The sequence below is a fragment of the Tumebacillus sp. BK434 genome (genome assembly GCF_004340785.1).
Lineage (GTDB): Bacteria > Bacillota > Bacilli > Tumebacillales > Tumebacillaceae > Tumebacillus_A.
The window spans coordinates 261,501-284,020 of record NZ_SLXS01000002.1; the positions used below are offsets into that span (position 1 = coordinate 261,501).

25 protein-coding genes are annotated in these 22,520 nt (G+C 57.5%); all 25 read left to right on the top strand.

What is annotated here, in order from left to right:
* The first annotated feature begins 12 nt into the window (after positions 1-12).
* The 25 genes from pstB (at position 13) to EV586_RS05815 (ending at position 22,487) form a co-directional block, all read left to right on the top strand.
* Positions 13-792 (top strand): phosphate ABC transporter ATP-binding protein PstB, encoded by a 780-nt coding sequence (pstB, locus tag EV586_RS05695; RefSeq protein WP_132944112.1) that lies wholly within the window; start codon positions 13-15, stop codon positions 790-792.
* A gap of 28 nt (positions 793-820) precedes the next feature.
* Complete coding sequence (phoU, locus tag EV586_RS05700) at positions 821-1,480, top strand: phosphate signaling complex protein PhoU (RefSeq protein WP_132944113.1); 660 nt, start codon at positions 821-823, stop codon at positions 1,478-1,480.
* Positions 1,481-1,552: 72 nt separating this feature from the next.
* Positions 1,553-3,799 carry an SF1B family DNA helicase RecD2 gene (recD2, locus tag EV586_RS05705; RefSeq protein ID WP_132944114.1) on the top strand — a complete coding sequence of 749 codons (2,247 nt, stop codon included), beginning with the start codon at positions 1,553-1,555 and terminating at the stop codon, positions 3,797-3,799.
* Positions 3,800-3,825: 26 nt separating this feature from the next.
* On the top strand, positions 3,826-4,518 hold the full coding sequence (locus tag EV586_RS05710; RefSeq protein WP_132944115.1) for a response regulator transcription factor: 693 nt from the start codon (positions 3,826-3,828) through the stop codon (positions 4,516-4,518).
* A gap of 2 nt (positions 4,519-4,520) precedes the next feature.
* Positions 4,521-6,311 (top strand): two-component system histidine kinase PnpS, encoded by a 1,791-nt coding sequence (gene pnpS, locus EV586_RS05715; protein ID WP_132944116.1) that lies wholly within the window; start codon positions 4,521-4,523, stop codon positions 6,309-6,311.
* Between the two features lie 66 nt (positions 6,312-6,377).
* Complete coding sequence (locus EV586_RS05720) at positions 6,378-6,950, top strand: DUF5655 domain-containing protein (RefSeq protein WP_165898340.1); 573 nt, start codon at positions 6,378-6,380, stop codon at positions 6,948-6,950.
* 118 nt (positions 6,951-7,068) lie between these two features.
* Positions 7,069-7,911 carry a DegV family protein gene (locus EV586_RS05725; protein WP_132944118.1) on the top strand — a complete coding sequence of 281 codons (843 nt, stop codon included), beginning with the start codon at positions 7,069-7,071 and terminating at the stop codon, positions 7,909-7,911.
* A 35-nt stretch (positions 7,912-7,946) separates the two neighbouring features.
* Positions 7,947-8,627, top strand: a complete 681-nt coding sequence (locus tag EV586_RS05730) for a ComF family protein (RefSeq protein ID WP_132944119.1) — start codon at positions 7,947-7,949, stop codon at positions 8,625-8,627.
* An 87-nt stretch (positions 8,628-8,714) separates the two neighbouring features.
* Entirely contained in the window at positions 8,715-9,107 is a 393-nt protein-coding gene (locus EV586_RS05735) for a 3-hydroxyacyl-ACP dehydratase FabZ family protein (protein WP_132944120.1), read from the top strand.
* A complete protein-coding gene (locus tag EV586_RS05740; RefSeq protein ID WP_132944121.1) occupies positions 9,088-9,855 on the top strand; it encodes an SDR family NAD(P)-dependent oxidoreductase in 768 nt (255 codons plus the stop codon). The genes EV586_RS05735 and EV586_RS05740 overlap by 20 nt, the downstream gene beginning before the upstream one ends.
* 19 nt (positions 9,856-9,874) lie before the next feature.
* On the top strand, positions 9,875-11,122 hold the full coding sequence (locus tag EV586_RS05745) for a beta-ketoacyl-[acyl-carrier-protein] synthase family protein (protein ID WP_132944122.1): 1,248 nt from the start codon (positions 9,875-9,877) through the stop codon (positions 11,120-11,122).
* A 67-nt stretch (positions 11,123-11,189) separates the two neighbouring features.
* On the top strand, positions 11,190-11,591 hold the full coding sequence (locus EV586_RS05750) for a flagellar protein (RefSeq protein ID WP_132944123.1): 402 nt from the start codon (positions 11,190-11,192) through the stop codon (positions 11,589-11,591).
* Between the two features lie 133 nt (positions 11,592-11,724).
* Positions 11,725-11,991, top strand: a complete 267-nt coding sequence (flgM, locus tag EV586_RS05755; RefSeq protein ID WP_132944124.1) for a flagellar biosynthesis anti-sigma factor FlgM — start codon at positions 11,725-11,727, stop codon at positions 11,989-11,991.
* Between the two features lie 27 nt (positions 11,992-12,018).
* Positions 12,019-12,519, top strand: coding sequence for a flagellar protein FlgN (locus EV586_RS05760; protein WP_132944125.1), 501 nt, complete (start codon positions 12,019-12,021; stop codon positions 12,517-12,519).
* A gap of 13 nt (positions 12,520-12,532) precedes the next feature.
* Positions 12,533-14,080 carry a flagellar hook-associated protein FlgK gene (gene flgK, locus EV586_RS05765; protein ID WP_165898342.1) on the top strand — a complete coding sequence of 516 codons (1,548 nt, stop codon included), beginning with the start codon at positions 12,533-12,535 and terminating at the stop codon, positions 14,078-14,080.
* Positions 14,081-14,110: 30 nt separating this feature from the next.
* Entirely contained in the window at positions 14,111-15,001 is an 891-nt protein-coding gene (flgL, locus tag EV586_RS05770) for a flagellar hook-associated protein FlgL (protein ID WP_132944127.1), read from the top strand.
* 12 nt (positions 15,002-15,013) lie between these two features.
* On the top strand, positions 15,014-15,574 hold the full coding sequence (locus EV586_RS05775) for a DUF6470 family protein (RefSeq protein ID WP_165898344.1): 561 nt from the start codon (positions 15,014-15,016) through the stop codon (positions 15,572-15,574).
* Positions 15,575-15,610: 36 nt separating this feature from the next.
* Complete coding sequence (gene fliW, locus EV586_RS05780) at positions 15,611-15,991, top strand: flagellar assembly protein FliW (protein WP_165898347.1); 381 nt, start codon at positions 15,611-15,613, stop codon at positions 15,989-15,991.
* Positions 15,992-16,002: 11 nt separating this feature from the next.
* A complete protein-coding gene (csrA, locus tag EV586_RS05785; RefSeq protein WP_132944130.1) occupies positions 16,003-16,239 on the top strand; it encodes a carbon storage regulator CsrA in 237 nt (78 codons plus the stop codon).
* 233 nt (positions 16,240-16,472) lie between these two features.
* The gene (locus EV586_RS05790; protein ID WP_132944131.1) at positions 16,473-17,318 is read left to right on the top strand and encodes a flagellin N-terminal helical domain-containing protein; all 846 of its coding nucleotides are present in this window, start codon (positions 16,473-16,475) and stop codon (positions 17,316-17,318) included.
* A gap of 86 nt (positions 17,319-17,404) precedes the next feature.
* Positions 17,405-18,931, top strand: coding sequence for a flagellar filament capping protein FliD (fliD, locus tag EV586_RS05795; RefSeq protein WP_132944132.1), 1,527 nt, complete (start codon positions 17,405-17,407; stop codon positions 18,929-18,931).
* A gap of 78 nt (positions 18,932-19,009) precedes the next feature.
* Entirely contained in the window at positions 19,010-19,801 is a 792-nt protein-coding gene (locus EV586_RS05800; RefSeq protein ID WP_132944133.1) for an Rrf2 family transcriptional regulator, read from the top strand.
* 21 nt (positions 19,802-19,822) lie between these two features.
* Positions 19,823-21,715 (top strand): motility associated factor glycosyltransferase family protein, encoded by a 1,893-nt coding sequence (locus EV586_RS05805; RefSeq protein WP_132944134.1) that lies wholly within the window; start codon positions 19,823-19,825, stop codon positions 21,713-21,715.
* Complete coding sequence (fliS, locus tag EV586_RS05810) at positions 21,712-22,116, top strand: flagellar export chaperone FliS (protein WP_132944135.1); 405 nt, start codon at positions 21,712-21,714, stop codon at positions 22,114-22,116. The genes EV586_RS05805 and fliS overlap by 4 nt, the downstream gene beginning before the upstream one ends.
* 11 nt (positions 22,117-22,127) lie before the next feature.
* Positions 22,128-22,487, top strand: a complete 360-nt coding sequence (locus EV586_RS05815) for a hypothetical protein (protein WP_132944136.1) — start codon at positions 22,128-22,130, stop codon at positions 22,485-22,487.
* Positions 22,488-22,520: the final 33 nt, after the last annotated feature.

A 22,520-nucleotide genomic window follows, 5' to 3' on the forward strand; every position in this document is an offset into this window, starting at 1 on the left:
GGAGGAACTGCTATGAAATCTGCAACGAATGTGGCAACCCAAGAGAAAATCCGCGTGCAAGGCGTCGACCTGTTCTACGGCGAGAACCAAGCATTGTTCGATATCAATCTGACCGTCCCGGAAGGCTCGATCACCGCGTTTATCGGCCCGTCCGGCTGCGGGAAATCGACGTTGCTCCGCACGCTGAACCGCATGAATGACCTGATTCCCGGCGTGAAGATCACCGGCGAAGTCCTCGTCGACGGCGAGAACATCTACGGCGGCGACACCGACGTGGTGCACCTGCGCAAAAACGTCGGCATGGTCTTCCAGCGTCCCAATCCGTTCCCGATGTCGATCTATGACAACATCGCGTACGGCCCGCGCATCCACGGCATCCGCCGCAAAAAGGAGCTCGACGAGATCGTGGAACGCTCCCTGCAACAAGCGGCGCTGTGGGAAGAAGCGAAAGACCGCCTGCACAAGTCGGCGCTCGGCCTCTCCGGCGGCCAGCAGCAGCGCCTGTGCATCGCCCGTCTGCTCGCCGTCGAGCCGAAAGTGCTCCTGATGGACGAACCGACCTCGGCGCTCGACCCGATCTCGACGCTGAAAGTGGAAGAGCTGACCCAGGAGCTGAAAGACAAGTATACGATCATCATCGTCACGCACAACATGCAGCAAGCAGCACGGATCTCCGACACGACCGCGTTCTTCCTGAACGGCGTGATGGTCGAGCACGGCGTAACGGATCAGCTGTTCACCAACCCGACCGACAAGCGCACCGAAGACTACATCACCGGCCGTTTTGGTTGATCAAAAGCAAACAGGGAGGCGTATGCATATGGATACCCGCAAAGGATTTCATCAATCGCTCGAAGAACTGCAACGCGATTTGCTGAAGATGGGCGTGATGGTCGAAGAGGCGATCTTCCTCGCCGTCAAATCGCTGGCTCAGGTCGATGAGAGCATCGCCCGCCAAGTGATCGCCGGCGATGACAAAGTCAATGAGATGATGGTGGAGATCGAGTCGTCTTGCCTGCGCCTGCTGGCGCTGCAGCAGCCGATGGCGTCCGACCTGCGCGTGATCGGCACGGCGATGAAGATCGTCACCGATCTGGAGCGCATCGGCGACCACGCGGTGGACATCGCGAAGACGACGCTCCGCCTGCAAGGCGAAAAGCTGCTCAAGCCGCTCGTCGACACCCCGCGCATGGCCGACATGACCAAAGACATGCTGCGCGACGCGCTGAACTCGTACGTCAAAAAAGACCTCGAGATCGCCCGCGCGCTGGCCCAAAAGGATGACGCGGTCGACGCGTTGTTCAAGCAGATCTTCCTCGAGCTCGAAGAGATGATGCAAGCCGACCCGGCCAACGTGCGCCAGGCGGTGATGCTCTTGATGGTCTGCCGGATGCTGGAGCGCATCGCAGACCATGCGACCAACATCGGCGAATGGGTGATCTACATGATCTCCGGCGTTCGTCAAGAGCTTAACCACTAACGAGCAGGACACCGGGAGTTCTGTCGCGAATCTCTTTTGGAGAGGCTAGGGACGGAGAGAAGGTGTTTGCGGATGGGGTTGCTCCCGAATGAACGCGTGACGCTGGAAGGCGTTTTGAAAAAAATCACGTTTCACAACGACGACAACGGCTACACGGTCGCCACGCTGCAGACCGGCAAGAAGGACAGCGCGGTGATCGTCGGCACTTTGATCGGTCCGCAGGAAGGCGACAACATTCGGGTGACGGGCACGTGGAGCCGCCATGAAAAATGGGGTCTGCAGCTCTTGTTCGACGAGTTCGAGCGGGTGCTGCCCGTCACGTCAGATGCGATCTTGAAATTCCTGTGCTCGGGGATGATCAAAGGGCTCGGCCCGAAGACGGCGAAGAAGCTGGTCGAGCAGTTTGGCGCGGACACGCTGCAAGTGATCGAGACGGAGCCGGAACGGCTGTTGGCGATCGAAGGCATCGGGCAGAAAAAGGCGGAAGGGATCAGCCAAGGGCTGCGCGAGCAGATGGGCGTGCAGTCGGTGATGGTCTATCTCAGCGCGCGGGGGATCACGCCTGGCATCGCGGCGAAGATCTACAAGCGCTACGGCAAGGAAGCGCTCGACGTGCTGCGCAATAACCCGTACCGCCTCGTCGAGGACGTGCACGGCATCGGGTTCAAGACGGCCGACAAGCTGGCACTGCAGCTCGGCCTGCCGCCCGATTCGCCGGGGCGTCTGCGCGCCGCTTTGAAACATGTGCTGCGCCAAGGCGCCGATGAAGGCCATGTCTTCTTGCCGGAGCGCGAACTGTTCGCCAAGGCGGAATCGCTGCTCGGAAGCGCCGCCCGCGACCTGCTGCCGGCGATGCTGGAAGGATTGGCCGGGGAGCGCTCCGGCGGCGTGATCGTGGAGCCGGTCGGAGCGGAGCGGCTGGTCTATCTGACCGGGTTCTATTTTGCCGAACTGAAATCGGCGGAGAAGATCTGCACGCTGCAAAACGGCGCGGTGCAGATCGCGCTGGACGAGGGCGAGGAGCAGGACGACGAGCGGCTGATCGCAGACATCGAAGCGGAGCAGGGCATGGAACTGGCCCCGCTGCAGCGGCAGGCGGTGGCGGCGGTGCTGCGCGAACGGCTGGTGATCATCACCGGGGGGCCGGGCACGGGCAAGACGACGACCGTCAAAGCGATGATCGCCGCCCTCGAACATCAAGGCGTGACGCCGACTTTGGCCGCGCCGACCGGGCGCGCCGCCAAGCGGATGACCGAAAGCACCGGAGTGGAAGCGAAGACTTTGCACCGCCTGCTGGAATATGCGATGGTTGAAGGCGAAGGCTTGCGCTTTCAGCGCGATGAAGAGAATCCGCTGGAAGGGGCGGTGTTCATCATCGACGAAGCATCGATGATCGACCAACTGCTCTTCTTCCAACTGCTGCGCGCGCTGCCTTCAGGCGCCAGGCTGGTGCTGTGCGGCGATATCGACCAGCTGCCAAGCGTCGGCGCGGGCCGCGTGCTGCAGGACCTGATCGAATCGGGTACGGTGACGGTGGTGCGGCTGCAGACGATCTTTCGGCAGGCGCAGGAGAGCCTGATCGTCAAAAACGCCCACCGCATCAACCGCGGGCTCCTGCCGGAGACGGCGAAGGACGGCGATTTCTTTTTTCTCGAAGAAGGGCGGCCGGAAGCGCTGCTGCAATTGGTGCTCGATCTGGCCGCACGGCGCCTGCCCGGATTTTTAGGAGCCGACCCGGTCGAGGACATTCAGGTGCTGGTCCCGATGCGGCGCGGTGCGGTCGGCGTCGAAGCGCTGAACGAAGCTATGCAGGCGACGCTGAACCCGGCGGCGGCAGAGAAGGCCGAGCTGACGCACGGCGGACGGATCTTGCGCGTCGGGGATAAAGTGATGCAGACGAAAAACAATTATACAAAAGAAGTGTTCAACGGCGATGTCGGGCGGGTGGCGGCGCTCGATGCGGAAGAAGGCGAGTTGACCGTGGCCTATCCGGATGACCAAGAGCCGCGCTGTATCACCTATGCGCTCACCGAGCTCGAGGAACTGTCGCTCGCCTATGCGGTGACGGTGCACAAGAGCCAGGGGAGCGAATACCCGTGCGTGATCCTGCCGGTCGTGATGCAGCACCGCGTGATGCTGCAGCGCAACCTGATCTACACGGGCGTGACGCGGGCGAAGAAGCTGGTCGTGCTCGTCGGCACGAAACCGGCGTTGCAAACGGCGGTGAAGAGCCAGGATGGTCAGCGGCGCTATACCCGGCTGGCGGAGCGGGTGCGAGGGCAAGAACCACAGAGGGAACGGGCGGAACTGGAGTCGTAGCTATACTTTTGCGGAGGTGTCTTGGGATGACGCGTGTGCTGGTCGTAGATGATGAAGAATCGATTTCGAAACTGGTGGAGTACAACTTGCAGCAGGCAGGCTTTGAGGTGATCACAGCCGACTCGGGGACGCGGGCGATGGAGATCATGGCGGAGATGCCGCGCCCGGATCTGATGGTGCTCGACCTGATGCTGCCGGGCATCGGCGGGATGGAGCTCTGCCAGCGCCTGCGCAAAGACGGCATCACCACGCCGATCATCATGCTGACGGCAAAAGATGACGAGGTCGACCGCATCCTCGGGCTTGAGATGGGCGCAGACGACTATGTGACGAAGCCGTTCTCGCCGCGCGAGCTGGTGGCGCGCGTGAAAGCGGTGCTGCGCCGGATGAGCGATGACGCTTCGAGCGAGGAAGGCGTGTTCCACTGCGGCGAAGTGGTCGTCGACGTCAACCGCTACGAAGTGGCGGTGCGCGGGGAAAAAGTCGACCTGACGCCGCGCGAGTTCGAGCTCTTGCACTACCTCGCCAAGCACATGGGCCGCGTGATGAGCCGTGACCATCTGCTCGACAAAGTCTGGGGTTATGAGTTTGCCGGGGACACGCGCATCGTCGATGTGCACATCTCGCACCTGCGCGACAAACTGGAGCGCGACCCGAAACAGCCGGAGTTTATCAAAACGGTGCGGGGAGTCGGCTACAAGCTCGTCCGGGGTGAATAGAGATGATTCGGGGCATCCGCTGGCGGATTGTCGTGACCTACATGGTGCTGATCGTGCTCGCCCTGTCGATTTTCGGGGTGTATATGCTGCAGTTCATCGAGAAGCTGTACATGGACAATCTGCAGACGCAACTAAAAGAAGAGACGTCTCTGCTCGCGACGTGGGTGGCCCCGATGCTCGCGACGTACGACACGCCGGGCCAGAAGGAAGACGTGCATGAGATGCTGCGCCAGACGAGCATGTCGGCCTCCTCAAGGGTGACGCTGCTCGATCTGCGGGGAGATGTCATGCTCGACACCTTGGGCGATGCTGACACGCGGCGCAACCAGCTCGACTATCCGGAGATCGCGGCGGCGGTGGAAGGCAATGTCGGGATGCACGTGCGCAAAGTAGAGTATTCGACCTACAACGTGATGCACATGGCGGTGCCGGTCTACGGCGACCACGGCCCGGTCGCCGTGCTGCGGATGGCGGTGCCGATGAAAGGCGCGCACGAGACCTTGCAGGCGCTGTGGGGGCGGATCGGCGTGTCGCTGTTGATCGTGGCGGCGGTGGCGAGCCTGTTCGGGTTGCGCTTCGCCCACGGGATCGCCGCGCCGATCGAAGCGATCACCTCCTCGACGCGCAAGATCGCCGAAGGGGCGTTCGACGAGCGGATTCACCAGCGCGGGCGGGATGAGCTGCGGGTGATGGCCGACTCGATCAACGCGATGGCGGCCCGACTGTCCGATCAGATCGAAGACCTGACCCAGCAGAAAGGCAAGCTGGAAGGGATCTTGAAGCATCTCGTCTCCGGCGTCATCGTCGTCGACCGCTCCGGCCGGATCACGCTGGTCAACCAGGCGATCGAGCGGATGATCGGCTCGACGGCAGACGAACTTTTGCAAAAGTGGCACTGGGAGGCCGGCTATACGTTCGGCTTGTCGGCGATGATCGACGAAGCGATTCTGGTCGGGACGGCGCAGAAAAAGGAGATCACGCTGCACCGCCCCGTCGAGCGGACGGTGGAAGTGCACATCACGCCGGTCTCCTCGAACAACGGGCGGATCGCCGGTGCGGTGGTGCTGATGCACGACGTGTCGGAGTGGAGGCAGCTGGAGCGGATGCGCAGCGAGTTTGTCGCCAACGTCTCGCATGAGCTGCGCACGCCGATTACGGCGGTGAAAGGCTTTTCGGAAACGCTGCTCGACGGCGCGTTGAACGACCCGGCGATCACGCGGCAGTTTTTGCAGATCATCCATGACGAGTCGGAGCGGTTGAAGCGGCTGGTCACCGACCTGCTGGAGCTGTCCAAGATCGAATCGGGGCACACGGTGTTCCATTTCGAGCCGTTCGATCTCGCCGCGCTGGTCAGACGGACGGCGGAGAAATACAGCCATCAGGCGGAGAGCTTGGGGCTGAGCGTGGAGACGGCGCTGCCGGCCGAACCGCTCATCATCGAAGGCGACTCCGACCGCATCGCACAGATCTTGATCAACCTGCTCGGCAACGCCATCGCCTACACGCCGTCGGGCGGTCAGGTGTACGTTTCGGTGGCGGAGCAAGGCGACGATACGGTCGTGCTGAAAGTGCGCGACACGGGCGTCGGAATTCCGGCGGAAGACCTTCCGCGGCTGTTCGAGCGGTTTTATCGCGTGGACAAGGCACGTGCGCGCCGTTCGGGCGGCACAGGCTTAGGCCTGGCGATTGTGAAGCACATCCTCGAAAGTCACCACGGGCATGTCGAAGTGAAAAGCGAAGTGGGCGCAGGCAGCGAGTTTGCGATCACACTGCCGAAAACAGCACCGAAGTAGGGTGCTGTTTTTCTTGTCGGAAAGCGGTATGCTGGGGAGAGAAGAATGCGCAAGGGAGAGCTGATCATGTCCTCATCGGTCCGCAACATGGAAGAAAAAATGATCCAAAGCATGCAAAAGCGCACCGGCCGCACCTTGGAAGAGTGGCTGGAGAAAGCGAAGCGCGACGGCATCCCGGAAGGCAAAGGCCGCCTGAAGTGGCTGAAAGAAGAGTACGGCCTCGGGCAGAGCACCGCCTACCTGATCCTCAACCATCTCGACGGCGGCAGCATCGCTTCGATCTACGAAGACGGGGACAAGCTGGTCGACGCCCAGTTCCAAGGCGACAACGCAGCGCTGCGCGACGTCTATGATTTTGTGAAAGCGGAGATCGAAGCGCTTGGCGAAGGCGTGGAAGCGCGCCCCTGCAAGACCTACGTGCCATTCTACAAGAAAAAGCAATTCGCCGTCGCCAAGCCCCACAAAGGCAAACTCCACATCGGCGTTGCCCTTCCTGACGGCATGTCCTCCGACCGCCTGGAGCCGTCGAAAGGACTTGGTTTCAACGAGCGGATGAAGCTCAAATTCACGCTGGAGCAGCGCGAAGACCTCGACGACGAGCTGCGCGGCCTGTTGCAGCTGGCGTATGAGGCGAATTAACAGCACCTGCCGGTGCTGTTTTTTGATGCGGGGAAAACCACATTGGACGGTTGAAGTATTTAAGATATAATAGGGAATAGATATCAGAATTTATCCTCTACTTTTCAGGAGGTACATAATGAGCAAAATTGCGATCGTAACAGACAGTACGGCCTATTTACCGACCGACACGATTCATAAATACGGCATCACGGTGGTGTCTTTGATGGTCAACTTTGGGCAGGAGAGCCACAAGGAAGGCGTGGACATCACTTCGGATCAATTCTTTGCGCGTTTGGCGGTGGAGAAGAACCTGCCGACCACATCGCAGCCGTCTGTCGGCGAGATGGTGCAGGCGTATGAGCGCCTGCTGGAGACGCATGACAGCATCATCGGCATCTTCCTGTCTTCGAAGCTGTCCGGCACCGCGCATTCGGCGGAGACCGCTTCGCGCATGGTCGAAGGCGACATCACCGTCATCGACTCCAAGATCACCGCATTCGGACAGGCCCGCCTCGTGCTGACCGCTTGCGAGATGATCGAAGCGGGCCAGGACAAGGAGACGATCGTCGCCAAATTGAACGAGATGGTCGAGACGATCAAGGCGTACTTCATCGTCGACTCCCTCGAACACCTCCATCGCGGCGGCCGCGTCTCCGGCGCGGCGGCGCTGATCGGCTCCCTGCTGCAGGTGAAACCGATCCTGCACGTCGAGGACGGCAAGCTCGAACTGCTCGAAAAAGTGCGCACGCGCAAAAAATCGCTCGCCCGCATCGCCGAGCTGATCAAGGCCAAGCAGATCGCCGGCAAAAAACTGACCATGGCGATCGTCTACACCGACAACGCGTCTGATGCAGCCGAAGTCGCAGCGCAGTTCCAAGAGCAATTCCCGGAGGCAGACATCTCCACCGCCCAGATCGGCCCGGTCATCGGCACGCACGTCGGCCCCGGTCTGCTCGGCTTTATCTTCGACCAGCAATGAGCAACAAGGGATTCTGGAACGGTCTCCTGAATCTCGTGTATCCGAAACGGCCTCAGTGCCTGCTCTGCGAGCAGCCTTTGGCCGATGCCAACGAGGCGGTATGCGCCCCCTGCACGGTTCAGCTGCGGGCGGGCATCCCGCCTTTTTGCCGTATTTGCGGACGCGAGATGCCGGAGCCGGACATCTGCTCAGATTGCTCGTGGCGCAAAGAGCGCTTTTTCCACCGCGCGCTGTCGTTCGGCCCCTATGAAGGGCGCCTGAAAGACGCGATCCTCAAGCTGAAAGAAGAGCGCAGGCTCGAACTGCTCCCCCTGCTCGTCGACTGCCTGACCGAAGCGTATGCCGCGCACCTGTTCGACACGCACATCGACTGCCTCGTGCCCGTCCCGATGGCGGCCGACAAAGAGCGCGCCCGCGGCTTCAACCAGGCGGAGCGCTTGGCCCAAGGCCTGAGCGACCGCATCTGCCTGCCCGTCGTGTCCGGCCTGGTCTGGCAAGGCTCGTCCCGCTCGCAAGTGTCGCGCGGCCGTTCGATGCGCCTCGCATCGATGGAGAACTCGGTCGCCCTCGCCAAGACGGCCGGGCAGGATCTCGACGGCATGATCGTCTGCCTGATCGACGACGTCTACACCACCGGCGCCACCGTCAACGCCTGCGCCAAAAAGCTGCACAGCGCAGGCGCGCGGGCCGTGTACGTGCTGACGGCGGCGAGATAACAAGCTCGTAAAACCTCCCTTGCGACGGGGAGGTTTTTTGCTATAGACTGGTATTGTCTACTTGGAGTGATCGGGAGGTTAACAATTGTGGATGTGCAAAGCATTTTGCCGCACCGGGCGCCTTTTCTGTTCGTGCAGGAGATCGTGGACATCGTGCCCGGCGAGCGGGCGGAGGCGATCTCTGCTCTGCCGTCGGCTGCCGTGGCCGAGGGCACGGTGCCGCTGTGGTACGCGGCGGAATTTTTGGCCCAGACGGGGGCGCTGGCGGTGCTCGCGGGAGGGCCGGAAGGGGAGCGGACGCTGATGACCGGGATCGAAGGGATGCGCCTGCTGGCCGAAGCGTCGCCCGGCCGCCCGCTGCGTGCGGAAGTGACGGTGCTCGGGGAAAGAAGGGGCATCGGCAAACGGCACGGCCGGGTCTGGCAAGGCGAGACCCTCGTGGCGGAAGGGGTGATCTGGTATGCGCGAACACGCGACTGAGCAGGACCTGCGCCGCGTGGCGCTGATCGCCGGCGGTTCCGGCGCGATCGGCGGCGCGGTGGCGGGGATGCTGGCCGCCCGGGGCGACATCGTCGCTGTCGGGTACCGGTCGGAGCGCGAGGCGGCAGTTGCGCGAGCCGGGCAGTTGCAAGCCGAGCACGGAATCCCTGCGCTGGCCGTGCCGCTCGATGTGCGGGACCGAGCGAGCATCGACGCAGCGGTGCAGGTGCTGCTGGAGCAGCACGGACGGGTCGACATCCTCGTCAACGCCGCGGGCATCACCGGCGACCGGATGCTGTCGAAGTTGACCGCGGCCGATTTTGACGACGTGCTGCAGGTCAATCTCAAAGGGGCGTTTTTGCTGATGCAGGCGGTGCTCCCTGCGATGCGGCGGGGGCAGTACGGGCGCATCGTCAACATCACCTCGTATGCGGGCATCCAAGGGCGCATCGGGCAGACCGCCTATGCTGCGAGCAAAGCCGCGCTGATCGGCCTGACGAAAACGGCCGCCTTGGAAGAGATCGCCCACGGCATCACGATCAACGCCGTCGCGCCTTCGGTCACAGAGTCGAAGCTGACCGCACAGCTGGCGGCGGAAGCGACAGCCCGGCTTTTGCAAAAAATTCCTCTGGGGCGCATGCAGACGCCGGAGGAAGCGGCGGGGCTGATCGCCTGGCTGACCGCAGAGGGAGCGGGCACGATCTCCGGGCAGGTGTTTACAGGGGATAACAGACAGTACGGATGGTAAGGAAGGGGCAGGGGACAGCATGAGCAAACAGAGGCGCGTGGTGATCACAGGGCGGGGTGCGGTGACCCCGTTTGGCATCGGAGTGCCTGTCTTTCTGGAGGCGCTGCAAAAGGGACAGAGCGGCATCCGCCTGCTGGAGCAGCTCGACACCGCGCAGCTCCCGACGAAAGGCGGCGGGGAAGTGCGGACAGCAATGCCGCCGGTCGGCGGGCTGCCGGGCATGGTGCCCCGCGTCGTGCAGTTTGCCGCCCACGCCTTTCAGGAAGCGTGGCGGGAGTCGGGGCTGTCCGAAGAGAAGTTGGACCGGAGCCGCATCGGAGTCTTGCTCGGCACCTCGCGCGGCGTCGTGCGGGAGCTGGAACTCGCCGCCGCCCTCCTGCGGCAAATAGGGGTGCAGCGCCTACAGGCGGAGCATCCGGAGCTGTTGCAGCTGCTCTTCCCGGTCTGGGGCAGCGGCGTGCTCAGCCACAGCATCGCCCGTTTGGCGGGAGCGGCCGGGCATGTCGGCACCGTCTCCGCCGCCTGTGCGTCCGGCACGATCGCGATCGGCGAAGCGGCCCGGCTAATCCGGGAAGGCGTCTGCGAGGTGGTGATCGCGGGCGGCGCGGAAGCCCCTTTTGCCCCGACGTCGTTCGCCGGGGTCTGCTCATCGAAAGCGATGAGCGAGCGCTGGGACGATCCGGCCGCCGCGTGCCGGCCTTTTGATGCCGCGCGCGACGGCTATGTGATGGGCGAAGGGGCGGGCGTGCTGATCCTCGAAAGCCTCGATCACGCCCGGGCACGCGGGGCCAGACCCTGCGCGGAGATCGTCGGCTATGCGCAGACGGATGACGCTTCGCACATCACCGTGCCGACGGGCGAGGGGCTGCGGACGGCGATCGGGCTCGCCTTGCAGGAAGCTTGCTGCGACCCGCACGAGCTCGATTACATCAACGCCCACGGCACTTCGACGCGGCTGAACGACAAATGGGAGACCTGGGCGCTGCGCCAGGCGCTCGGCAAGGCCGCGCACCGCGTCCCCGCCTCGTCCACCAAGTCGATGACCGGCCATCTGCTTGGTGCTGCGGGCGCGGTGGAAGCTGTGGCCTGTCTGCTGGCGATGGAGCACAGCTTCTTGCCGCCGACGATCAACTACGGGCAGCAGGACCCGGACTGCGACCTCGATTATGTGCCGAACCGGGCACGGAGCCGGCACGTACACCTCGCCCTCAGTCAATCCCTCGGTTTTGGCGGACACAACGCGGTTCTGCTATTTCTAGGAAAATAAGCTTATGGAACCTGTCAATTGTGTTTGCTATAATAAATCTGTAATGGGTGAGGGAGGGTAGCTAACAATGGGACTTGCCAACTGTAAGGGCTGTGGCCGGCTGTACAACCAACAAACGCACTTAGATGTTTGTCCGCAGTGTCGGATGGAAGAGGAGCGTCAGTTTTACGCCGTGCGCGATTACTTGCGGGAACACCGCCGCTCCACGATCTATGAGCTCAGCGATTCCACGGAGACGCCCGTTTCGCTGATCATCAAATGGATTCGCGAAGGGCGCATTTCGACTTCGGACCATCCGGAGCTCCATTATCCCTGCGAGAGCTGCGGAGCCCCGACTTTGGAAGGGAAGTATTGCAAACCGTGCAAAGACCGCCTGACCAAAGGGTTCGAGCAGACCAAGCAGGAGCTGACGGAGCACCGCAACAGCGAACAGCAGCGAGGTGCGTATTACCATAGACGCAAGGACTAGCATGGAAGAGCATCCGTGAGATCAGCTCAGCTGATCTTGCGACAGGGCGCGAGAACATACTTATTGAAAACTGATTTTGGCCGATACAAGGGGTATCCATTGTGTCGGTTTTTTATTTGTGAGGTGAAGCAGGATGAAAATCAACGATACGGCTCGCATCTACCGGCTGCAGGCCTACCAAAACGCCGAGCGCGCCCGCGAGGACAAAGGCGCGGCCGCAGCGAGCGGCCAGCGCGACGGTGTGACGATCTCAGCAGAAGCGCTGGAGATCTCGCGCGGCGAAGACCACGCTGTGCGCGCCGAGCGCGTCGCAGCGGTGAAGGAGTCGATCCAAAACGGCACCTATCAAGTCGACCTGCAAAAAGTGGCGGAGAAGCTCTACGAGTCTTTTATGCGATAAGAGATTTCAGATAAAAGGGAGTGCAGCATGAACGATCTGACACCTGTTGTGGACGTGATTAAGCAGATGGTGGCCGCGTATCAGGAACTGTTGAAAGTCCAGGAGCAGAAGCGCGATGCGCTGATCGCCGGGCGCGTCGACGACCTGCCCGACATTCTGCAGGAGGAATTGAAGGCGGTGGCGGCGACGCAGAAGCTGGAGGCGGAGCGCCAAAGCGCGCTGGAGACTGCATTTGGCGCCGCTGCGAGCGGCGGGGACTGGACGCTGGAGAAGCTGCAGAGCGTGGCCGGGCCTGTGCACCGCCTGCAGGTCCGCGCGGCGGGCGAAGCGCTCCAGCAGACGGTGCGCCAGGTGCAGAACCTGCACGAGCTGAACAAAAAGCTGGTTGGGCAGTCCCTGCAGTACGTCCAGAACACCCTCGACCTGATGGCGGGGGAGAACACGATGATGACCCCGACATACGGCCGTCCGGACGCGTCTCCTTATGGAGACGGCAGCCCGCGACGGATGTTCGATTCCAAAGTGTAAGGAGCTGTCCCCGATGCGATCCACCTTTTTCGGATTGGAAATTGCCAAGCGGTCCCTGTTCGCCGAGCAGACCGCGTTAAATACGACCGGGCACAACATCGCCAACGCCAACACCACGGGCTATTCCCGTCAGGCGGTCAACCGCGTGGCGACACCGTCGCTCGAATACCCGAACATGAACAAATCGGTCGCCCCGGGCCAGGTCGGCACCGGCGTCGAGATCACCAAGATCTACCGCGTTCGCGAGCAGTTCCTCGACTCGCAGTTCCGCAACGAGAACAAGACGCTCGGTGAGTGGACGTCCCGCGCCGACATCCTCGCCAAGGTCGAAGCGATCATCAACGAGCCTTCGGACTCCGGCATCCGCACCGTCATCAACCAGCTCTGGACGTCGTTCCAAGACCTGTCCAAGACGTCGACGCCGGACGCGGCGATCGCAGCCCGCAAGATCGTCGCCCAGCGCGCCGTCGCTGTGGCGGAAGCGTTCAACCACCAGGCGCAGCAGCTGAAAGAGCTGGACGCCGACATCACCGAAAGCATCCAGATCAAGGTCAAGTCGGTCAACGCCAAGCTGGAGGAGATCCAGTCGATCAACGGCCGGATCAAAGAGCTGAGTGTGCTCGGCGACGTGCCGAACGACCTGCTCGACCAGCGCGACCTGCTCGTCGACCAGATCTCCAAGCTCGTCGATGTCAAAGTCACCGACCAGGACAACATCTACTCGCTGACGATCGGCGGCAACGTGGTGATCGACGGGGCGAACGCGCTCACATTGCTCAACGAGACGGCGCCGGTTGTGGCGGGCGGCGAGATCAAAGGTCTGATCGACGCCCGCAACACCGATGTCGCGAACTACAAGAACCAGCTCGACCTGCTCGCCCAGACTTTGGCGACAGGCGACGTGAAAATGAAGTTGCCGAACGACTACACCGTGCCGAACGGCGTTTCTGTGCGCGGTGCGGACGGCACCGTGTACAACGCGGGCATCGTTCTGCCGAAGGGCACCGAGATTCTGGTAGCCGGTTTGAACGGCCTGCATGAGCTCGGCTACACGATGAACTCGCCGCTTGAGACCGGCAAGGCGTTCTTCGTCGGCGACGGCACCTCGATCAACGCCGGCAACATCAAGCTCAACCCGGACATGCTGACCAACCCGGCCAACATCGCCTCGTCGATGAGCATGTACAACGATGGCACGACCGACCGCGTCGTGCAAGGCGACAACTCGCTGGCGATCATGATGTCTGCGTTCGGCAGCGCGATCATCACCTTTAACGACGCCAGCGGTGTGATCAACACGACGATCGAAGGCTACTTCCGCGGGATCGTCTCCGAGATCGGGGTCAAATCGCAGACCGCGCAGAGCAACCAGGACAACGCCGACGTCATCGCGCGCCAGATCGACGGCCGCCGCATGATGATCAGCGGGGTGTCGCTCGACGAAGAGATGGCCAACATGATGATGTTCCAAAAAGCATATGCGGCAGCCGCCCGCGCGCTGACGACGATGGACGAAGCGCTCGACGTCGTCATCAACCGCATGGGCCTCGTAGGCCGTTAATAGATAGCGGAAGGGAAAGGAGGACCCACCATGCGCATCACCGGACAAATGATGACTCAAAGGCTGATCGGCAACATTCAGAACAACCTGACCCGGATGGAGAAGTGGCAGCGCGACCTTGCGACGTCGAAGAAGATCCATGCTCCGTCCGACGATCCGGTCGGCACCTCGTACGCGTTGCGCTACCGCAGCGAGCTGGCGCAGAACGAACAGTTCATGAAAAACGTGGACTCGGCCAACTCCTGGGTGCAGTACACCGACAAGATGCTCGACCAGGCGACCCAAGTCATGCAGCGCGCCAGAGAGCTGGCGGTGGCCGGGGCGAACGATACGCTCGATTCTTCGGCGAAGAAAGCGATCGCCGACGAGGTCGATCAGCTGTACAAGCAGATGGTCTCGATCGGCAACTCGCAGTTTAACGGCGCATACGTCTTCAACGGCATGCTGACCGATGTGCAGCCGTACAACGAGACGAACGCCGAGGCCGCGCAGCCGAACGGCGGCGTGATCCGCTATGAGATCGGACCGGGCACGATGATTGAGGTGAACACGCTGGGGCAGGATGTGTTTGGTGCGAACACAGCCCCGGACAACGCGTTTGCCGCGCTCAAGAACCTGCGAGATGCGCTGCTGACCGACAACCAGCCGGGCGTGCAGAATGCGATCACCCAAGTAGGTAACCGCATCAATGAGATCTTGGAAATCCGAGCCGGAGTCGGTGCCCGCATGAACCGTCTGGAGCTGGCGGAGAATCGCTTGTCTGACATCGACCTCAACCTGCAGACTCTGCAGACGAAGGTGGAAGACACCGACCTCGCCGAGACGATCACCCGGTTCAAGATCGCTGAGGACGTGTACCGCGCTTCGCTGAACACGGGCGCCAGCATCATCCAGCCCAGCCTGATCGACTTCTTGCGCTAGAGGTGATCTGTGATGGTGCGCCTTGAGTTTCGCTCCATTCCGGCCAAGCATGAGATCATCATCAAGCAGCCGAAGATGGACATGCATCCCGACCGCGCTCCGCTCGAGCTGGAGATTCAAGATCCCAAGCTGGAGATTCTGCGTTCGGCCCAAGTCAGGATCGACATCGACTCTTCGCAGATGCGTGCCGACATCGGCTACAAGCCGGTGTTGCAGATCGCCGCAGATGCTGCGGCGCGCGGTCATCAAGAGTGGCTGGCCGGGGTTGACCGCATCGTCAGCGAAGGGAATCAGCTGTCCCGCTATGACCAGGGCACCAGAGTTGGGCATCTCGCCGAGCAGCGCCTGCAACAAGGGGGAGTGTCAATTGGAATCAAAGCGGTCACCCCGCCGAAGATCAGCGTGGACATCACCCCGCAGCAGGCGGAGTTTACGCCGGGGCATGTGCGTGTAAACTATAAACAGTGGTCGGTGAACACTCGGCATGAGTGGGGCACCGTCACCGGCAAGATGATTCAGTATCCTGACATTGAGTTTGAATTGAAAGGCAACTTATACGACACCCGGGTCTAACGCTCGGGTGTTTTTTCACAGGGGGACATGGCAAGAATGAGAACTAAAATTGTTTTTCCGCAGGGAATTCCCGGGTTTGAAGACGTGCGCACCTGTCAAGTTGAAAGGGTCGAGGAAGGGCCGTTTTACGTGTTGGAAGAAGAAGCGGGCGACCTCTCGTTAGTGTTGGTCGAACCAGAGGCCTTTTTCCATCAGTATCACTTTGAAGCGAGCGCAAACGAATTGAATCTCATTGAGCTGACCAGCGAAGAAGACGCGCAAGTGCTTGTCATCGCAACGCTTGCCGAACGCCCGGAAGAGATCTGTGTAAACCTTAAGGCGCCAATTATCATTAATAAGCGAAATGCCAGCGCCTGCCAGATCATTGACACGCAGGGCCGCTACGAAACGCGCGTACCGCTGTTTACAGGCGAATAGGAGGCGAGAAGATGCTGGTATTGTCGCGTAAAGCCGGCGAAAGCATCCGCATCGGGGACGATGTGACCGTAACAGTGCTTGAAGTGAAAGGCGATCAAATCCGCCTGGGCATCGAAGCGCCAAAGCAGATAAAAGTACATCGTCAGGAAGTCTATGCAGAGATTCTGGAGCTAAACCGTCAGGCGGCGGTGCAGAAAACAAATCGCACGCAACTGAATTCACTTTTGAAGGGCCTGAGTAAATCGTGACCTCTGTCGACCGGCGCAAAATGCATCGGTCGATTTTTTATCTTGAAAAAAGAAGATAATGAGACTCTAGCAGAAGAGATTGGAAGATAATATAGAACCTTAACGGATTTTGACGGAATATCCCCGGAAATGAAGGTGTAGAACCTCTTGTGAAGCGACGATAACAACAGTGTAAGGGAAAGCACGGATGCTCTCCCCAAATACTTTTCGACTCATCAAGGAGGATGAAATTCATGCGTATTCAGAACAACCTGTCCGCATTGTTCGCTCAGAACAAACTGCAAGCGAACAACACCAACCTGTCCAAGTCCCTCGAGAAACTGTCTTCCGGTTACCGCATCAACCGTGCTGGTGACGATGCAGCTGGTCTGGCAATCTCCGAGAAAATGCGCGGCCAAATCTCCGGTCTGAACATGGGTGTGAAAAACGCTCAAGACGGCATCTCCCTGATCCAAACTTCGGAAGGTGCACTGAACGAAACTCACTCGATCCTGCAGCGTATGCGTGAGTTGGCTGTTCAAGCAGTCAACGACACCAACACTGACAAAGACCGCGGCAAGATCCAAGACGAGTTGCTCCAACTTCGTGCTGAAATCGACCGCATTGCTGGCACCACTGAGTTCAACGGTCAAAAACTGCTGGACGGCAACTTTACCGGCAAGCAATTCCAAATCGGTGCGAACTCCGGCCAAACGATCAAGCTGACCATCAAGACCATGACCGGTTCCGCTCTGCACAACTCGATCCACTCTACTGCGATCAAGTCGATCACCGATGCTAACTCCTCGAACGCTGTAAAAGCTGCTTCCAAGCTGATCACTGCAATTGACGGTGGTATCGAAACTGTCAACAAAGAGCGTTCCAAGCTGGGTGCTGTTCAGAACCGTCTGGAGCACACCATCAACAACCTGCAAACTGCTGCTGAGAACCTGACCGCTGCTGAATCCCGTATCCGCGATGTTGATATGGCTTCCGAAATGGTTAAGTTCACGAAGAACCAGATCCTCACTCAAGCTGGTACTTCCATGCTGGCACAAGCAAACCAAGCTCCGCAAGGCGTTCTGTCCCTGCTCCGCTAATTGGTTTCGTAACATTCCGGCTGGTTGGCACATTGCCAGCCAGCCTTTTCTTTACTTGCTAAGAAATAAAAAAGGAGGTGCTGATAGTGAGCATTTCAGGATTGGGAAGCCTGGGCGGGTTGGTTTCCGGGATGGAAACGAAAACGCTGATCGAGAAATTGATGTTGATTGAAGCACAGCCACTTGTCAAAATGCAACAGCAGCAAAAAAAGACGGAATTACGCAAGGGATTGTACCAAGAGATCAACTCCACACTGCTTAAACTTCGTTCGAAAGTTGAAGCGCTTGCAGACCAGCAAAAAGTACTTGCCAAAAAACTGACCTCTTCCGATGAAAAAGTCGTTACCGCTAAGATGGCAAATGCGGGGCAGATCGTTTCGGGTGACTACAGCATCAACGTAACTCAGTTGGCGACCGCATGGACTGCAAAGTCGGCGAATATCACCTCATTTGCCAACCCAACAACGAAAGAGCTAGGCTGGTCCGGGACCTTCCAGATCAAATATGCGGACAGCACCGCCACTCAGATTTCCAAGGATATCACCATTGAAGCCTCCGACCGTCTGACCGACATCGCGGCGAAAATCAACTCCGCCTTGGAAAACAGCACCGCGAACAAATCGATGAAAGTAAAGGCAACGGTCGTCGATAATACCTTGATATTTAACACCACCGAGACCGGAGCAGCAAGCACAGTGCAGATTTTAAACGATACGTCAGGGATATTTGGTGCTGGCAAACTCGGGATGACAAACGGCAACACGACAGCCGCATCTTTCACGAGTGCAGTGGCTGGTCTGAACTCCGAGTTTACGGTCAATGGCGTCAATATCGTACGAACCAAGAATACTGGTTTGACCGATGTAATCATGGGTGTTGATCTCACGTTACTGAAACAGGGAGAGCCAACAGTATCGTTAAAAGCATCGGCAGACCTGGAAGCATCCCAAAAGGTGATTCAGGAATTTGTAGATACGTATAACAGCACAATGGAACTTCTGAATGCACGGATGAATGAACAGTCGGTACCGGATGCAAAGTCTGATACATTGCTCAGCAAGGGTCTGCTTCGCGGCGACTCGGCGCTTTCTTCGATCCAATCATCTCTGCGGGAGATCACGGGTAAAGCATTCACCGGTAGCGAGATGTTTAAAACACTCAATTCAATCGGGATTACAGTAGATATGTCTGACAAAGGCGTGGCCGGGAAACTGACAATTGATAGCACCAAGCTTCAGGATGCTTTGACAAGAAACCCCAATGAAGTCATGAAAATTTTCTTCGTCGACAGCAACGCCAACGATAAGCTAGACGTTAACGACGATAGAGTGGGGAATGGCTTGGCTGGTATGATGTACAGTAAACTATTCATGCTCACTGACTCGACTAAAGTTACTTATGGAAGAACTTCGGGATCCAAAGGTCTCGTTCCAAGTCGAATGGAATTAATGGATAGTCAGATTAAAGGGTTCACCGATCGCATGGAGTCGTTTAACCGTCGATTGGAAATGCGTCGGAAAACTTTAGAAGCACAATTTACTTCTATGGAAATGATGATGCAGCGAAGCAATTCAGCCGCAGGGTTCATGATGGCGCGAATGGGTGCCCAGTAATTCATCTTATGGGGCAGGGAATGCCCCTCTTTATTGCTTATAAATGTCGACTAGTGTAAACAAGGGGGTGCCTGGGACGTGCGAACCATTATTCAAGAGAGCCTCATAAAAGTGTTGCAGGAGCGACACTCTTGTTATGCGAATCCGATTAATTCCCAAACCCTCAGTGTTGCGTTAAATATTACTCCTTCCTACGTTAGGGAGCAGATGAGCGTTTTGCAAAAGCAGCAACTCGTTGCAGTTAGAAGGGGACCAAAAGGAGGATATTACCTTATGCCAACAGTGAAACCATTGTGTCTGCAAATTGATGACATTACGATGGAACATCAAGCTGCATCGTTTGGCACTGTGTACCCAGATCTGGTCAAACGATTGAATGAGGAAGAAAAAGTCATCGTGGAGATGTCGTTAAACGGAGTGAACGTGCTTCCCGATGGAGTATTTGATGTGCCGTCTGAAAAGGTAGAACTAGTCGTGATTCGCACAAAAACGATGGAGGAGTTTGCTTTAGATTTGATTGAAACCGCAGAAGAATACTTGCCGAAATTAACAAACGGTATGATTCAGATTGCCAGTCAGTTTCATGCAGGACGAGAACAAGAAGCGCATGCGTTGCTGGCTGAAGCGATCGAAGGTTTAGAATGGGCAGATTCCTGCTTTGCTGGTCTTGGACAGTGGGCTGCAACGAAGGGCAATCATGAATTACTTGTTGTCTCCGGTACCTACCAAAACCAAATTGTATCGGTAAGTTTTGCAATGGAGCAGCAAAACATCACTGATCTTGCGGATTTACTCGAATATGAGTTAGCTGTGACGACGGAAGAAGGTCTCAAGTGCCTGCAGGTGCTTCGTGATCTAATCAAAAGCTAGGGAAAGGAGTCATGATCAGACATGAATCCAACCCTTGAACTGATGAAGATCCGGGAGGAGAACATGAGGGAGTTACGCGCATCGCGTTCGCTCTTGTTTGAGTCCTTATTTTCGATGCAGTTGGACGAACAGAACATGACAGTCCGTGTAGAAGCGAGCAAAGCCGGCATGCCGACATTGTATTTGTCACGTGGGGAGGCCGCCGGACTGTTTCACAGTCGTTATCAGCCGCTAGTGGAAGCAGAGCGTTGGGCAGCTGCACACACAGATAAGAATGCAAAGAATCTTGCCTTTTTTGGGTTTGGACTTGGGTATCAGATCCGAGCGTTGAGGGAAGCAATTGGTGCAGATAAAGGCATCATTGTTCTCGAACCATCTTGGGAAGTGTTTGATACTGCATTGGGAGCCGTCGATCTTCGCGATCTGTTAAAAGATGAAAACCTCCACCTGATCATCGGAGGTACTGCGCGTCAACTTGCACGTCAAATGGGTGCGCTTGCCGGTCAGAAGATGTTCGAGATGGATTGGCTAGAATGGCCGGCATTCCGCCGTTTTTACGGAAATGAGTATCTGGAAGAGTTTTCAAAAGAGTTGTCGCGTTCGATGCGGGATGCGCGACTCGATCAGAATACGGTACTTTACTTTCAACGCGAATGGCCGCGCAATATTCTGTACAACCTGCCGGCAATCTTAAAAAATCCGGGCATCAACGCTCTTCAAAACAAGTTCAATAAGAAGCCCGCGATCATAGTGTCAGCAGGTCCCTCACTTTCTAAAAATGTGGAAATGCTTCATGAGATAAAAGATAAAGCTGTCATCTTGTGCGTAGATACCGCGTACCGCGTTTTGCAGACAAAAGGGATCCAACCTGACCTGATTTTCTCACTGGACGGTTCAGAATTAAATTATCGTCATTTTACAGGTGTCAGACCGGAAGGCATTCCTCTGGTCATGGTACCAAACGTGCATCATAAAATCATTGAGGAATACGGGCAGCGTGTCTTTAGTGCCAACATATTTGACATGCTGGTCTCTGAAGTGGTCAAACAGATTGAACCAAAGGGACTGCTCAGTGTGTCAGGATCGGTGGCAACGTTAGCGTTTAGCACCGCTTGTCGCATGGGATGTGATCCTGTCATCTTTATCGGTCAAGATCTTGCCTATCCAGGAGGACAAGCTTACTCAAAGGGTACGATGTTTGAGACAATGACTAAGACCGTAGAGAATGGCTTCATGATGCGTCATGTTGAAGGAATCGACGGAATGCCTGTTTTGACAGATGCGCAGCTTGACTCATTCCGAGTATGGTTCGAAGTTCAGATTGAAGAATACGAAGCGGGAAGAACTTTTGTCGATGCCACGGAAGGCGGCGCCAAGATACATGGGACTGAAATCATGACGTTGCGTGAAGCCGTTGACCGTTATTGCACCGAGAGTTTTGATATTCAGGGCGTGATAGAGAAAGTTTCAGAACGACGAAGCGACGATCTCAACCCGAGCATTATGGCACTGCGTACCATGAGCCGTACGCTTTATCAGATTAGACGCCTCGCGAAACTCGCACTGATCAAAAATCAAGAACTGCGTGAACTTTACAAGTTGCGTCGTTTGCGTGCGGGTAAGGTGGCATTCATCAGCGCCATGCTGGACCGAATAGAAGAACATATCAAACGGCTTAATGGAGAGAAGTGGCTGGATGCTCCCATGCAACACCTTTTGCTAGTCGTTACCAGAGGAAGACTTGCTCAGGCTCCTGAAAATGAGACCGATCATGCTAAAGCCATGCGGGTGACCGAGAATGCGAAGTTACTCTATCAAGGGATGGTGCAAACTGCAGAAGAGCTGAAAGATCATGTGGAAGTTGCGCTACGTCGTCTGGAGACAGAAACCATACAGGGAGAGAAACTACGATGATTAACAATCCGTATCAAAAATATCAAAACCAATCGGTACAGACGGCAACACCGGAACGTCTTCTGCTGATGCTGTTTGAAGGTGCGATCCGCTTTTGCAAAGAAGCGATGATTGGAGTAGATCAGAACAATTTCCAACTTGCAAATGAAAAGAACATTCGTGTGCAAAACATCATTAACGAGTTGATCGTGACTCTCGACAGAGAAAAGGGCGGGGAAGTGGCAGTGAACTTACTGTCGATTTATAACTATATTAACCAGCGCCTGATCGAAGCGAATTTAAAGAAAGATAAGACGATCTTGGAAGAAGTGCTCTCCCATCTCACAGAGTTGCATCAAGCCTTTAACGAGGCTGCACAGGTTGTCCGTGCGCAAAGCGGCCGCACTGGCGATCAGGCATGAGGAGCAATCGTATGAGTCGATTGGATCTTGCAAAGTACATTTTGGAGATAACTCAAAGCATCCAGCGAGCCTTAGCGGTTAATGCGGACGAGCAAATCGTCGACCTGTTTGATAAACGGCAACATGCAATCTCCGAATACTTACTGCTTGAGGAAGAAGGGGAACATCAAGGCACCGACGTTGAAAAAATCCAAGCGCTGATGAGGGAAGGATACAACCTTAATCAGAAGATCACTTCACTGTTAAAGCAAAAACGTCAACAATTGTTGCAAGAAATGCAAACTGACGGTCAAATGCGGGAAGCGAACAACGCATATACATCGCCCTATGAAACGGTTTACGAACCGATGTTTTTCGATAAAAAGAACTAATCCCCCACAGACTTGTGAGTAATGTGGAAAAGT

Coding starts and splice junctions, on each gene's coding strand:
- pstB (WP_132944112.1), top strand. CDS start 13: ATGAAATCTGCAACGAATGTGGCAACCCAAGAGAAAATCCGCGTGCAA.
- phoU (WP_132944113.1), top strand. CDS start 821: ATGGATACCCGCAAAGGATTTCATCAATCGCTCGAAGAACTGCAACGC.
- recD2 (WP_132944114.1), top strand. CDS start 1,553: ATGGGGTTGCTCCCGAATGAACGCGTGACGCTGGAAGGCGTTTTGAAA.
- EV586_RS05710 (WP_132944115.1), top strand. CDS start 3,826: ATGACGCGTGTGCTGGTCGTAGATGATGAAGAATCGATTTCGAAACTG.
- pnpS (WP_132944116.1), top strand. CDS start 4,521: ATGATTCGGGGCATCCGCTGGCGGATTGTCGTGACCTACATGGTGCTG.
- EV586_RS05720 (WP_165898340.1), top strand. CDS start 6,378: ATGTCCTCATCGGTCCGCAACATGGAAGAAAAAATGATCCAAAGCATG.
- EV586_RS05725 (WP_132944118.1), top strand. CDS start 7,069: ATGAGCAAAATTGCGATCGTAACAGACAGTACGGCCTATTTACCGACC.
- EV586_RS05740 (WP_132944121.1), top strand. CDS start 9,088: ATGCGCGAACACGCGACTGAGCAGGACCTGCGCCGCGTGGCGCTGATC.
- EV586_RS05745 (WP_132944122.1), top strand. CDS start 9,875: ATGAGCAAACAGAGGCGCGTGGTGATCACAGGGCGGGGTGCGGTGACC.
- EV586_RS05750 (WP_132944123.1), top strand. CDS start 11,190: ATGGGACTTGCCAACTGTAAGGGCTGTGGCCGGCTGTACAACCAACAA.
- flgM (WP_132944124.1), top strand. CDS start 11,725: ATGAAAATCAACGATACGGCTCGCATCTACCGGCTGCAGGCCTACCAA.
- EV586_RS05760 (WP_132944125.1), top strand. CDS start 12,019: ATGAACGATCTGACACCTGTTGTGGACGTGATTAAGCAGATGGTGGCC.
- flgK (WP_165898342.1), top strand. CDS start 12,533: ATGCGATCCACCTTTTTCGGATTGGAAATTGCCAAGCGGTCCCTGTTC.
- flgL (WP_132944127.1), top strand. CDS start 14,111: ATGCGCATCACCGGACAAATGATGACTCAAAGGCTGATCGGCAACATT.
- EV586_RS05775 (WP_165898344.1), top strand. CDS start 15,014: ATGGTGCGCCTTGAGTTTCGCTCCATTCCGGCCAAGCATGAGATCATC.
- fliW (WP_165898347.1), top strand. CDS start 15,611: ATGAGAACTAAAATTGTTTTTCCGCAGGGAATTCCCGGGTTTGAAGAC.
- csrA (WP_132944130.1), top strand. CDS start 16,003: ATGCTGGTATTGTCGCGTAAAGCCGGCGAAAGCATCCGCATCGGGGAC.
- EV586_RS05790 (WP_132944131.1), top strand. CDS start 16,473: ATGCGTATTCAGAACAACCTGTCCGCATTGTTCGCTCAGAACAAACTG.
- EV586_RS05805 (WP_132944134.1), top strand. CDS start 19,823: ATGAATCCAACCCTTGAACTGATGAAGATCCGGGAGGAGAACATGAGG.
- fliS (WP_132944135.1), top strand. CDS start 21,712: ATGATTAACAATCCGTATCAAAAATATCAAAACCAATCGGTACAGACG.
- EV586_RS05815 (WP_132944136.1), top strand. CDS start 22,128: ATGAGTCGATTGGATCTTGCAAAGTACATTTTGGAGATAACTCAAAGC.